This is a genomic window from Alkalihalophilus pseudofirmus, assembly GCF_029094545.1.
Classification (GTDB): domain Bacteria; phylum Bacillota; class Bacilli; order Bacillales; family Bacillaceae_D; genus Alkalihalophilus; species Alkalihalophilus pseudofirmus.
This window is the reverse complement of the sequence record NZ_CP117835.1, coordinates 3,617,894-3,630,175: the sequence shown is the minus strand read 5'-3', so window position 1 is coordinate 3,630,175 and position 12,282 is coordinate 3,617,894. Positions and strand designations below refer to the sequence as shown.

Annotated in this window: 11 protein-coding genes; 10 read left to right on the top strand and 1 reads right to left on the bottom strand. The window is 42.1% G+C overall.

Features of this window, described 5'->3' with window-relative positions; translation table 11 throughout:
- Positions 1–896: 896 nt before the first annotated feature.
- The 7 genes from PQ478_RS19095 to pcp all read left to right on the top strand — a co-directional run bounded on the left by PQ478_RS19095 (position 897) and on the right by pcp (position 7,948).
- Positions 897–1,904, top strand: a complete 1,008-nt coding sequence (locus PQ478_RS19095) for an ABC transporter ATP-binding protein (RefSeq protein WP_022629163.1) — start codon at positions 897–899, stop codon at positions 1,902–1,904.
- Positions 1,885–2,901, top strand: coding sequence for an ABC transporter ATP-binding protein (locus PQ478_RS19090; RefSeq protein ID WP_289235197.1), 1,017 nt, complete (start codon positions 1,885–1,887; stop codon positions 2,899–2,901). The genes PQ478_RS19095 and PQ478_RS19090 overlap by 20 nt, the downstream gene beginning before the upstream one ends.
- A gap of 177 nt (positions 2,902–3,078) precedes the next feature.
- Positions 3,079–4,755: a peptide-binding protein gene (locus PQ478_RS19085; protein WP_289235196.1), complete on the top strand. Its 1,677-nt coding sequence runs from the start codon at positions 3,079–3,081 to the stop codon at positions 4,753–4,755.
- An 83-nt stretch (positions 4,756–4,838) separates the two neighbouring features.
- A complete protein-coding gene (locus PQ478_RS19080; protein WP_289235195.1) occupies positions 4,839–5,786 on the top strand; it encodes an ABC transporter permease in 948 nt (315 codons plus the stop codon).
- A 14-nt stretch (positions 5,787–5,800) separates the two neighbouring features.
- Positions 5,801–6,736 carry an oligopeptide ABC transporter permease gene (gene opp4C / locus PQ478_RS19075; protein WP_022629159.1) on the top strand — a complete coding sequence of 312 codons (936 nt, stop codon included), beginning with the start codon at positions 5,801–5,803 and terminating at the stop codon, positions 6,734–6,736.
- A gap of 97 nt (positions 6,737–6,833) precedes the next feature.
- Positions 6,834–7,286, top strand: coding sequence for an Lrp/AsnC family transcriptional regulator (locus PQ478_RS19070; protein ID WP_075682118.1), 453 nt, complete (start codon positions 6,834–6,836; stop codon positions 7,284–7,286).
- 62 nt (positions 7,287–7,348) lie between these two features.
- A complete protein-coding gene (gene pcp, locus PQ478_RS19065; protein ID WP_289235194.1) occupies positions 7,349–7,948 on the top strand; it encodes a pyroglutamyl-peptidase I in 600 nt (199 codons plus the stop codon).
- Positions 7,949–8,195: 247 nt separating this feature from the next.
- On the opposite strand, the gene PQ478_RS19060 is transcribed toward pcp, so the two are convergent.
- Positions 8,196–8,828: a YigZ family protein gene (locus PQ478_RS19060; RefSeq protein ID WP_289235193.1), complete on the bottom strand. Its 633-nt coding sequence runs from the start codon at positions 8,826–8,828 to the stop codon at positions 8,196–8,198.
- 256 nt (positions 8,829–9,084) lie between these two features.
- On the opposite strand from PQ478_RS19060, the gene PQ478_RS19055 reads away from it, so the two are divergent.
- The 3 genes from PQ478_RS19055 (at position 9,085) to PQ478_RS19045 (ending at position 12,268) form a co-directional block, all read left to right on the top strand.
- Complete coding sequence (locus PQ478_RS19055; RefSeq protein WP_289235192.1) at positions 9,085–10,209, top strand: sensor histidine kinase; 1,125 nt, start codon at positions 9,085–9,087, stop codon at positions 10,207–10,209.
- 91 nt (positions 10,210–10,300) lie between these two features.
- Positions 10,301–11,002, top strand: a complete 702-nt coding sequence (locus PQ478_RS19050) for a response regulator (RefSeq protein ID WP_022629155.1) — start codon at positions 10,301–10,303, stop codon at positions 11,000–11,002.
- 411 nt (positions 11,003–11,413) lie between these two features.
- The gene (locus PQ478_RS19045; RefSeq protein WP_354004541.1) at positions 11,414–12,268 is read left to right on the top strand and encodes a DegV family protein; all 855 of its coding nucleotides are present in this window, start codon (positions 11,414–11,416) and stop codon (positions 12,266–12,268) included.
- Positions 12,269–12,282 lie beyond the last annotated feature (14 nt).

Here is a 12,282-nt window from a genome sequence, read left to right as displayed (position 1 = left end):
CCGGAGGAGCTTTATTTATGTAACGCGTTATAATATAGAAGAAACTCGGTATTTTGTTTCGGGTTGCGGAAGATTTTTGGGTACTGAAAGCGGCTTGGCCAGAGCAACCGGCGCAATCATGCCAGGAAATATTACATATAAGCATGAAATCGATCAAATAGCGGCGAAGACTGACGCAATAAGAGGAGAGAGGCGCAATAGTGGGTGGGAGCGACGCAATTATGGAAGAGAGCGGCGCATAAGGGGAGAAGAGGGACGCAATAAAGGCTGCAACCGACGCAATCAGCTTTAGCCTCAACAGAAGCCCTTGGCCGAGCACCTGAAGCCATCACCACCTGCATCACTCCTGCCCAGTAACCTAAATATATTTATGCGGTATACACTCGTCCGACATCACACCTCTTCATCCATTAAATGTAAACGCTTACCGTTATATTAATATAATATTATGCTTAATTCTCCCAATTATGGGTCTATAAGCTTATTTATAAATTCGTAAGGAATGGCTTTTTTATTTACACAATTCGAATTGGAAGCCTGATAAATCGCATAAGGACAATGTTTCATTACATTTTGATTACGAAGTCTGTAAGAATTTATCACAAAGAAAAATTATTTTAAAAAGATTGAATATTGCTTTCTTTGTGACATTGACATATAATGACGTTAGTCCAATTTACTAAATTTGCAGAAAACTATGAGAAAAATTGATAATGACAGCTGAGACAATGGCAGACAAGCGATTGTTTTAGTTAACGCCAGGTATGAATGAGTGTTCATTTCTCTTGATAATTCTGAATTTTCTTGTTCTTACTTACCTGGGAAATAGATTCAAGTTCTTTCTCGTTAATTCATAATTGGAATGTAGTCTTCTAGGATAAAGAGGTGTAGATGTTATGGTGGAAAACAAGCCATTGCTAGAGGTTAGAAATCTAAAAACCTATTTCTTTAAAAAAGGAAAAGAGCTTCCTGTTGTAGATGATGTGTCCTTTGAAGTGAACCAAGGGGAAACATTAGCGATAGTGGGAGAATCAGGGTCCGGTAAGAGTATGACCACTTTATCTCTTATGCGGCTTGTGCCTTCTCCGGGCGGGAAAACCGTTGGCGGGGAAATTGTATTTAATGGTGAGGATCTTCTCAAACAAGGGGAAGACAAAATGTACAAGGTTCGTGGTAATGATATCGGAATGATATTCCAAGAGCCGATGACCTCATTAAACCCTGTATTTACAGTTGGAGATCAGTTGATGGAAACGCTCATCTACCACAAGAAGCTCTCGAAGAAACAAGCCTATGAGCGTGCGCGCGAAATGCTGCAGCTCGTTGGATTCTCTCGCGTAGATGAAATCCTTCGTGATTATCCGCACCGTTTATCTGGCGGGATGAGGCAGCGTGTCATGATTGCGATGGCGATGAGCTGTGATCCGAAACTATTAATTGCCGATGAGCCAACAACAGCACTTGATGTAACGGTTCAAGCGCAGATTCTTGATTTAATGCGCGGATTAAGTGATAAGTTCAACTCATCTATTATTCTTATTACTCATGATTTGGGTGTGGTAGCTGAGCTTGCCGACCGAGTTGTCGTAATGTATGCCGGTCAGGTGGTTGAAGAAGCGAATGTTGTTCCGCTATTTGATAAGCCGCTTCATCCTTACACGAAAGGATTAATGGAATCTGTACCGCATGTTGATGATGAAAAAGATCGTCTTACATCAATTGCCGGAAACGTACCTACACCGGACAACTTCCCCACTGGATGCCGCTTTGTAACACGATGTCCGCATGCGATGGCGCGCTGTGTAGGTGAGCAGCCTGAGCTTCGTGAAGTAGAGCCGGGACGTAAGGTGAGATGTTTCTTGTTTGAGGAAGGAGCGAGCAACAATGAGCACACAACTAACTGACCGCCCAAATACAGGCGCAGCTAAAGAGAAAGAAATATTGCTTGAAGTAAATGGCCTGAAAAAACATTTCCCAATCAAAAAAGGAATGTTTCAAAGAACCGTCGGTCATGTCAAAGCAGTAGATGACATCAGCTTCTTCGTTCGAAAAGGAGAAACATTCGGTCTTGTAGGAGAGTCTGGCTGCGGAAAGTCCACAACGGGCCGAACGTTAATGCGTTTATATGAGCCGACAGCTGGTCAGATCATTTTTGATGGTAAAGACATTTCCAACATGAAAGAAAGAGAGCTGCATCCGTTTCGTAAGGATATCCAAATGGTATTCCAGGATCCATTCTCCTCTCTTAACCCGCGAAAAACGGTGCAAACGATCCTGCGTGAACCATTAAATGTTCACGGGATGTATAAAGGAAAAGCGCGCCAAGAATATGTAGAAGAATTGATGGAAAAAGTTGGGCTTAACCCGGCTTATGCAAACCGATACCCGCATGAATTCTCAGGCGGTCAGCGTCAGCGTATCGGGATTGCAAGAGCATTAACATTAAATCCTAAATTGATTATTGGTGATGAGCCGGTATCAGCACTTGATGTATCCGTTCAATCTCAAGTTTTGAATCTATTTAAAGATCTTCAAGATGAGTTTGGACTCACTTACTTATTTATTGCCCACGATCTAGGGGTTGTTAAACATATTTCTGATCGAATAGGTGTAATGTACCTTGGGAAAATGATGGAAGTAGCAAGTAAGAAGGATTTATATGCTGATCCACTTCATCCTTACACACAGGCGTTATTATCAGCGGTACCGCGTTCGCATCCGACAGAGGTGAAACGTGAGCGCATCATTTTAACAGGGGAAATCCCAAGTCCATCTAACCCGCCGACAGGATGTGTGTTCCATACACGCTGTCCAATGGCAATGGATGAGTGTAAGCAAGTGACACCGGCTTATAGAGAAGTAAAAAAAGATCATTTCGTAGCCTGCCACTTATATAAGTAAGATTTAAATTAGTAAGACTTAAATAGGTAAGACGAGAGATGATTCTCTCTTGAATATTCATAATAGTTTATCTTTAAGGGAGGTGTTGCCTACATACTAAGGCTTAAAAATGCGGCAGTAGGATGTTAGCAAGACTGCAAGAAAAAATACTTACTAAAAGGTTTAGGGGGAAAGACGATGACAAAGAAAAGTTTGTTAGTGCTGTTAGGCATGGTCATGGCGCTTATGCTTGTACTTGCAGCATGCGGCGGTTCAGATGAGCCTGCATCAACAGATGAAGATCCAGATGTTGAAGATCCAGCAGAAGGTGAAGGCGAAGATGGTGACGGTGAGGAAGCTGCTAGCGGCGAGCCTCAACAAGGTGGAAGTATCGTTTTAAGTACATCGGGTGAGCCGGTAACATTCAACCCGCTTTACTCGCAAGATTCAGCTAGTGCTGATGTTATTGATTTAGTTCATGCAAGCCTTCTTCAAACAGATGAAGAGTTAAATCTCATTCCTTATGTAGCAACAGATCTTCCTGAGATTTCTGAAGATGGATTAGAGTACACTTACACTCTAAACGAAGGCGTTCTTTTCCATGATGGCGAAGAGCTTACAGCTGAAGATGTAAAGTTCACTCATGACATTTTCATCAACCCTGATTACACAGGCCCTCGTGCTGGTGACTTTGATACTCTTGAGAGTGTTGAAGTAGTAGATGAGTACACTGTTAAATTCATTCTTTCTGAAGTAGATGCAAGTTTTGACACACGTTCTGGTTACGGAATCCTTCCAAAGCACATCTTAGAAGATGTTCCTGTAGCAGATCTTGAAGAGCACATGGAGTACAACCGTAACGCTCCAATTGGTGCAGGTCCATTTGAATTCGTTGAGTATGTAGATGGACAATACATCGAGCTAGTTGCTCACGAAGAGTATTTTGAAGGTCGTCCAAACCTTGATAAATTAACGTTCCGTGTAGCTTCTGACTCTAATGCTGAGCTATTAATGTTTGAAACTGGTGACACAGATTACATGATTCTTCCTGCAACTGAGTATGCAACAGCTGAAACATATGACCACGGTCGTATTTCTTCGACTCTAGCATTACGTTATGACTACATTGGCTGGAACAACGATCGTCCGTTATTCCAAGATCCTAAAGTACGTCAAGCTTTAACAATGGCAATTGATCGTCAACTTATCGTTGATGAAATCATGGATGGTAAAGGTGAAGTAGCACACGTTCCTGCATCACCGCTTAGCTGGGCATACCCTGAGTCTGCTCCTGAGTTCAACTATGATCCTGAAGGTGCAAAAGAGCTTTTAGCTGAAGCTGGCTGGGAGCCTGGTGCTGACGGCGTTCTTGAAAAAGATGGAGAGCGTTTCTCTTTTGAAATCCTTTCTAACGATGGTAACGTTGTTCGTCGTGACATTGGTGTAATTGTTCAACAAATGCTTGGTGAAATCGGTATTGAAGTTGAAGCTCGTCAAATGGAGTGGGGCGCGTTCTTAGATCAAATCAACCCTCCTAACTACGACTTTGACGCTGTAGTACTTGCTTGGGGTCTTGCAACAGATCCAGATCCAACTGCAATCTGGCATTCTCGTGAAATTGAAAATGGCTTAAACAACATTTCTTACAAAAACGACCGTGTTGATGAGCTTTCTGATCAAAACAAAAAGATCATTGACCAAGATGAGCGTGCTGCTGTCATCGCTGAAATCTATGAAGAGATCGCAAATGACCAGCCTTACACGTTCTTATACTACCCAGAGCAACATGTTCTTCTAAGCAACCGTGTGGAAGGCTTCACACATCACCCACGTGTTAACATGTACAAAGTTAACGAGTGGTACATTACAGAATAAGCCTTCAAGTAGTGGGGGAAGGGGATTTTCCCTCCCCTTCCTACTCTATTAAACTATCTTGAGGGATTGTGAGGAATGAAATTATGACTAGTTACATCATTAGACGGCTGATCATGATGATCCCAATTCTAATTGGTATTTCCATCATATCATTTGCAATTATGTATGCTGCACCAGGTAAACCTGCAATCATGAATCTTGATCCAGAAATTTCACCAGAAGTACGTGAGGCTCAGATTGAACGACTAGGGTTAAATGATCCGATTCCTGTGCAATATGTACGTTGGTTAGGAAACGTTGCTCAAGGTGATTTTGGAACGTCCTATTCACGTAAGATGCCTGTAACGGAAATGATTTTAGATCGTCTTCCAAATACTTTGCTACTAATGGCGTCCTCGCTGTTTTTAGCAGCCATAATAGCGATACCATTTGGGGTTATTTCAGCTACTAGGCAGTATTCTTTAACGGATTATGGAGTGACCTTTGGGTCGTTTATTGGGCTTGCCACCCCGAACTTTTGGCTAGGAATTATGTTAATTATGGTATTTTCTGTTCAGCTCGGCTGGACACCGGTCGGCGGTGTTGCCACCATTGGCGCAGATTTCAGTATTATCGACCGTCTTAAACACTTACTGCTTCCGGCACTCGTTCTTGCAACAGCTGATATGGCGGGACTCACTCGTTATACACGTTCAAGTATGCTTGAAGTCGTTAATCAAGATTATATACGTACCGCTCGTGCAAAAGGTTTCAGAGAGCGCCGCGTTATTTATAAACACGGACTTCGTAATGGATTAATTCCTGTTATCACAATGTTTGGTTTAATGCTTCCGACAATGATCGGCGGTTCTGCGATCGTTGAATCAGTATTTGGCTGGCCTGGAATCGGTAAATTATTTATCGATGCGACATTCCAGCGTGATTATCCTGTCATTATGGCTATCACAATGTTTGGTGCACTATTAACAGTAATCGGTAACTTAATTGCGGATATTTTATATGCAGTCCTTGATCCGCGGATTGAGTATTAAGGAGGGGAGACTTCATGGAATCTAATGCACAACAAGTATTTCAACCGAACACACCTGAAGGGAAGCCTCCGGTTGAGGACAAGCAGTTAATTGGAGAACGTCGCTCACTCCTATCTATTATTATCGCGAAATTTTTTCAAAATAAGCTCGCTGTATTTGGCTTAATTACGCTTACAATTATTACGTTGGCATGTCTATTAGCACCTTATATTGCACCGCATGATCCGGCTTTTCAAGACTTAAGAAATCGTCTGGCTCCGCCTAGCTCTGACTTCTGGCTTGGAACGGATCATTTAGGGCGTGACTTATTCAGCCGTATGCTTTACGGTGGACAAGTTTCATTGTATGTTGGTTTTGCATCCATGCTTGGAGCCGTTGCGATTGGCTCGGTTATTGGTGCCGTAGCTGGATATTTCGGCGGATTGATTGATGCGTTCTTAATGCGTTTAGTAGACGTCATCCTTGCATTCCCGAATATCTTCTTATTGATTACGCTTGTTGCAATCTTGCAGCCAAGCATCAATATTCTTATTCTTGTGTTTGCGCTGTTGAGCTGGACGTCAACTGCGCGTGTGGTACGAGGAGAGTTCTTAACGTTGAAGAAGCGTGAGTTCGTTCTCGCATCTCGTACGATTGGGATGTCTAATGCTCGTATTATCTTCACGCAAATTTTACCGAATGCACTTGGTCCAGTTATTGTTGCAGCGACTCTTGCTGTAGGTAGTTTCATCCTTGCCGAATCAGCGTTAAGTTTCTTCGGTTTAGGAGTGCAGCCGCCAAATGCCTCGTGGGGGAATATGTTAACGGACTCTCAAAGTATTACGATTTTCCGTAACGCTTGGTGGTACCCAACATTCCCAGGTCTGTTAATCTTGATTACCGTATTATGCTTTAACTTCATTGGGGACGGCCTTCGTGATGCGCTTGACCCACGAGTAATTGAAAAATAAAAACGGAAAGGACAGAGAGAGCAATTCTCTGTCCTTTTATTAAACCTGTTGCTCATTTATTAACGTGAGTAAGACTTAAATGAAATGAGTGATGAACATGTCTAAGATCGATGAAATGGATTACACCATTCTAAGCTTTCTGCAAGAAGACGGGAAGAAGTCTTATACCGAAATAGCAAAAGAATTAAAGGTAAGTGAAGGAACCGTCCGTACAAGGATTAACCGGATGCTAAAAGATAATGTCTTTGAATTCATTATCCATATGAACCCAAATAAAATTGGCTTAAACGTCCAAGTGATTATCGGCATCTCAACCAAACTCGGTTACCAAGAGAGCATAGCCCGTGAGCTGAACCGCTTCTCGGAAGTCCGCTTTGTCGGTGCATTCTCCGGACAGCATGACTTGATTATGCAGGCCTATTTCAAAAATAATGATGATCTCGTTCACTTTGTAAATAAGGAATTAGCGAAAATAGAAGGCATTATTTCAGCCGATGTAAATATTGAGCTGAAGCAATATAAAGATTCATTTTCTTATATTACAAAATGATTTTGTGAGGGAGAGACATTCGTTTCTGCCTCTTTTATTTGTTTAATTAGGAGAGAAGATAAATGAAGAAAATTCTAGTAACCGGATTTGAACCCTTTTTAGATCATGAAGACAACCCAACCCGCAAAATAGCAGCAGCTATTGATGGGGAAGTCATTGGAGAATATGAAGTGAAGGTCGCAGTATTGCCGGTGACATTTAGTGAGGCAGCTGGCAAAGTGCGAGAAAAGATAGAAGAAACCAATCTGGATGCAGTGATTATGCTCGGTCTAGCCGCAGGTCGCAACCGCATTACGCCAGAGCGAGTAGCGATCAATTGCAACGATGGCGAAGTTGATAATGATGGTGTAAAAAAACAAGATGAGGAAATTGTCGAAGGCGGTCCAGCAGCATATTTCTCGACGCTGCCTATACGAACATTTGTCGATAGATTAACAGAAGCAGGGATCCCTGCAGCCATTTCAAATACAGCAGGGACATATGTCTGCAACAACATCATGTATCAAACACTCCACTATTTGAAGGGACGAGATCTAAATATACCTGCTGGATTTATCCACGTGCCAGGAAGCCAGCAAATGGCTCTTGGAAAACCTGGATTAGCGAGTATGAGTGAAGAGGAGATGCTGCGTGCAGTGCGGTTGATGATTGAGGAGATGTGAAAGGTAATCAGGTGAGGTGTAGCGAGTGAGTTGAACGCGATTGCGTCGATTGAAGGTGTTATTGCGTCCTTCTCGTGCGGAATCGCGTCGCTCTCCTCTCTATATGTGTCGAAGGCAGGCGCAATTGCGTCAGTTGCCTCTTTATGCGCCGGTTCAAGCTGGAATTGCGTCTGTTTAGCATGTTATTGTATCAACTATTTGGTTAAATGCGCCTCTCTCTTCACGTAAAATGAGGGGCAGTCCCAAATCAAACATCCGTCTCTAAATACACTTCTTCCCCGCGTTTAATCTCCGCCTGGCCATTCGTTAAATTAGTCATCCACTCTTCAAATCCTTCGAGTTCATCAGATGCCACATAGGTCTGCACATCCACTTGATCAAGGTAATCTATCTGCTTTAGTTGATAGATTGATTGTCTTAATTCATTTTCAACCTTGCCGAGCCAGTGGTAATCAAGTTGTGTATGCATGACACACATAAGCTTACGCTCGACCACTCCAACTGCGTTCAAGCCCTCGCTGACAGCACCGCCGTATGCACGGATTAGTCCGCCTGCCCCAAGTTTAATTCCACCGAAATAACGCGTTACGACGACAACCACATCTTTTAATTTACGTTTTTTCAACACTTCAAGCATCGGAACTCCAGCTGTCCCGCTTGGTTCACCGTCGTCATTTGCTTTTTGGATGTTGTCAGTTTCTCCAATTAAATAAGCAGAGCAATTATGAGTAGCATCACGGTTTAATTTTTTTATCTCTTCAATGAAGGCTTGAGCCTCTTCTTCGGTCGTCGCGCGAGAAAAGTAGGAGATAAAGCGCGACTTTTGAATGATAATTTCATGCTCTCCCCGGTCTTTTATCGTGTAATAAATAGGTAACAAGACCACCAATCCTCCTCTTTTTTTCACAGTTTTACAAATCAGCGTTATCGCTATGTAATAAAGGTTTGGTACTATAGTGTAGTCATCCGATAAAGCAGTGGAGATGAGTAAAAGGACGTTAGGAATAAGTAACGATTTTTTCGTCCTATTGTTGTAAGATAAGGATAGCGGAAACTTTATCATGAAGCAAATGGACAAGCTTTAAATTTCTGCACCAGTTAGCGCCAGTATAAGGCGGTGGGGGTTGGTGAGAGCCTTGACTGACAAGAACATGTTAGACAAGATAATTGATCAAACATTAGAGACGGTGGGTCAAAGCCGGGAACAGATCTTTGACATTGGTGAAAAATCGAGGCAGGAGTATCAATCGCTTCAAAGAGAGCTTCAGGATGTCAGAATGAAAGTGGCCGGCGTTATTGAAAGAACAGATCGTACTCATTTACATGCAAAATTTGCGAGAAATCGCTTAGTGGAAGTAAGTAAAGCGTTCGATCGTTATAGTCATGAAGAGGTGAAATCGGCATACGAACAGGCAAATGATTTTCAAGTGCAGGTAGCCGTACTGCAGCAAGAAGAAATTAAACTTCGAGAGCGTCGTGACCATATCGAACGAAGGCTGATTAATTTAAATGAAACGATTGAGAGAGCGGAGCAATTAGCCAGTCAAATGGCTGTTGTCTACAACTTCTTATCCAGTGATTTGAAGCAAGTAGGCGAAGTTATTGAAGATGCGAGGGAAAAGCAAAGGTTTGGCCTTAAAATTATTGAGGCCCAAGAAGAAGAACGGAAAAAGCTTTCCCGGGAAATTCATGACGGACCAGCTCAAATGATGGCGAATGTTCTGCTTAGGTCTGAGCTAATAGAACGAATTTATCATGATCGCGGCATTGAAGATGCGCTAAATGAGATTCGTGACCTTAGAAAAATGGTAAAAAGTTCACTTGCGGAAGTGAGAAGGATTATTTACGATTTGAGACCGATGGCGTTAGATGATTTAGGATTAATTCCTACATTAAAGAAGTATTTAGCAAATTTTGAAGAACACAATGGCATTGCTGTCAGGTTTCAGCATTTGGGCCGTGATCAACGAATTCCAGAAGAATATGAAGTAGCGTTGTTTCGATTAATTCAAGAAGGGGTACAAAATGCCTATAAGCATGCGAACCCTACAGAAATCCAAGTTAAAATTGAAATTAAGCCTACAAAGGTTATAATGATCATTAAAGACGATGGCGCAGGATTTGATACATCAAAACTAAAAGAAGGATCATTTGGCCTCATGGGTATGAGGGAGAGGGTCAACATGCTCAAAGGAGAGCTGCAGATTCAATCGAAAATTGATATCGGCACCCTCATTTCCATTGCAGTACCATTAACATAACGATTAATAATGTACAAAATCAAGATTTAGATGGATTAATTGAACTAGTAATTGGCAAAGATAATACCGTGTAAACGGAGAGGTGATAAGGATGAACGAAAATAAAAAGATCCGTATAGTACTAATTGATGACCACCAGCTATTTCGTGAAGGTGTAAAACGAATCCTAGCAATGGAGCCGGAATTTGAAATTGTAGCAGATGGAGAAGATGGTTCTGAAGCAAGAGCTCTTGTAGATGAGCATCGTCCTGATGTCATTTTAATGGATATTAATATGCCTAAAGTAAACGGAGTAGAGGCAACGCGTGAGCTTGTTGCAGCATATCCGAATGTAAGAGTATTAATTCTATCCATTCATGATGATGAAACGTATGTCACTCATGTACTTAAAACAGGTGCATCAGGCTACTTATTAAAAGAAATGGATGCAGGCGCTCTAATTGAAGCTGTTAAAGTGGTTGCTTCAGGCGGATCCTACATTCATCCGAAAGTAACACATAACTTAATTAAAGAATACCGTCGTCTGGCTACAGAGGACGATAAATACGAAGAGTCAATCGGCTTCCGTGAAGTCGAATACAGAAAGCCTCTTCACATTTTAACTCGTCGTGAGTGTGAAGTACTTCAGCTGATGACAGACGGCCAAAGCAACCGTGCGATCGGTGAATCACTATATATTAGTGAAAAAACGGTTAAAAACCATGTAAGTAACATCCTGCAAAAAATGAGCGTAAACGACCGTACTCAAGCGGTAGTCGAAGCGATTAAAAAAGGATATGTCATCGTTCGTTAATTCGTACGGTGGACAAGAGGTACCGCTTATTGGTATCTCTTGTTTTTGGTTGGAAAGGAAGACTTTAAGGAGTGCAAACAATGGGACTGAGTGCTCAGTTGACGCAATAAAAGCTGGGAGTGACGCAATCTCTCGCTACACCGGCGCAATTCAGCCTTAGACTGACGCAATCACTGTCAATCCGCGCAATAATATGCTGAAGTAACGCAATAAAGCCAGGCACCGGCGCTATTCCCAGCTCAACCGACGCAATCAGCACCTGAACAGACGCATTTCCATATCCCTGCATAAATCGACTATCTCTCCTCTTGTATCTTAGTAGAATTAACGGTACATTTAATAGGAGAGAATACGAGTATAAGAGAAATGAATCTTCCCAAGATGGGAAAGCAAAGTGAGGATCTATTAGGTATGAATAAAGTCGCAATTGTAACAGATAGTACCGCATATCTCGCGTCAGACATTAGAGATCAATATGCAATAGAGATGGTACCGTTAAATGTTGTTATTGGTGAAGATTCTTATCAAGAAGAAATCGACCTTACGACGAGCGAGTTTTATAAACTGTTAAAGAATACAGAAAAACTGCCTACGACATCACAGCCGGCAATAGGCCATTTTGTCGAGACGTTTGAGAAACTGAAAGATCAAGGCTATGAAGAAATTATCACAATTCATTTATCTAGCAAAATTAGTGGCACATACCAGTCTGCAATGAGTGCTGCGACTATGGTTGAAGATATCTCGATAGAGGGATTTGACTCTGAAATCAGCTGTGCCCCTCAAGGCTATTTCGTGCTTGAAGCAGCGAAGATGGCAGCTGAAGGTGCGGATGCGAAATCCATACTAGCTCATCTAAAAGAGATCAAAACAACACTTAAAGCCTATTTCATGGTAGACAGTCTCCAGCACTTACACCGCGGCGGCCGTTTAAACGCAGCTCAGCTTGTAGTCGGTAATCTATTAAAGATTAAACCAATCCTTCATTTTGAAGAAGGAAGCATTGTACCGTTTGAAAAAGTTCGTACGGAGAAGAAAGCTGTCGGGCGTATTTGCCAGCTGCTAGAAGAAGATGTGACACAAGGCGGTGCCTTCAAGGTGACTGTGATCCATGCCAACCGCTTAGAGTCTGCTGAAACTCTTGCAAAAGAAATCCAAGAGAAATTTGAAAATGTCGATGTAGACATCAGCCATTTCGGTCCTGTGATAGGTACGCATTTAGGCGAAGGAAGCCTAGGGGTTTCTTGGTATAAATTATCCCGCTAAACATTAACCTGAGC

What these genes read in the sequence shown, in the direction of transcription:
- opp4C (WP_022629159.1), top strand. Translation starts at nt 5,801, where the DNA reads ATGGAATCTAATGCACAACAAGTATTTCAACCGAACACACCTGAAGGG.
- PQ478_RS19050 (WP_022629155.1), top strand. Translation starts at nt 10,301, where the DNA reads ATGAACGAAAATAAAAAGATCCGTATAGTACTAATTGATGACCACCAG.
- PQ478_RS19095 (WP_022629163.1), top strand. Translation starts at nt 897, where the DNA reads ATGGTGGAAAACAAGCCATTGCTAGAGGTTAGAAATCTAAAAACCTAT.
- pcp (WP_289235194.1), top strand. Translation starts at nt 7,349, where the DNA reads ATGAAGAAAATTCTAGTAACCGGATTTGAACCCTTTTTAGATCATGAA.
- PQ478_RS19090 (WP_289235197.1), top strand. Translation starts at nt 1,885, where the DNA reads ATGAGCACACAACTAACTGACCGCCCAAATACAGGCGCAGCTAAAGAG.
- PQ478_RS19070 (WP_075682118.1), top strand. Translation starts at nt 6,834, where the DNA reads ATGTCTAAGATCGATGAAATGGATTACACCATTCTAAGCTTTCTGCAA.
- PQ478_RS19080 (WP_289235195.1), top strand. Translation starts at nt 4,839, where the DNA reads ATGACTAGTTACATCATTAGACGGCTGATCATGATGATCCCAATTCTA.
- PQ478_RS19085 (WP_289235196.1), top strand. Translation starts at nt 3,079, where the DNA reads ATGACAAAGAAAAGTTTGTTAGTGCTGTTAGGCATGGTCATGGCGCTT.
- PQ478_RS19045 (WP_354004541.1), top strand. Translation starts at nt 11,414, where the DNA reads ATGAATAAAGTCGCAATTGTAACAGATAGTACCGCATATCTCGCGTCA.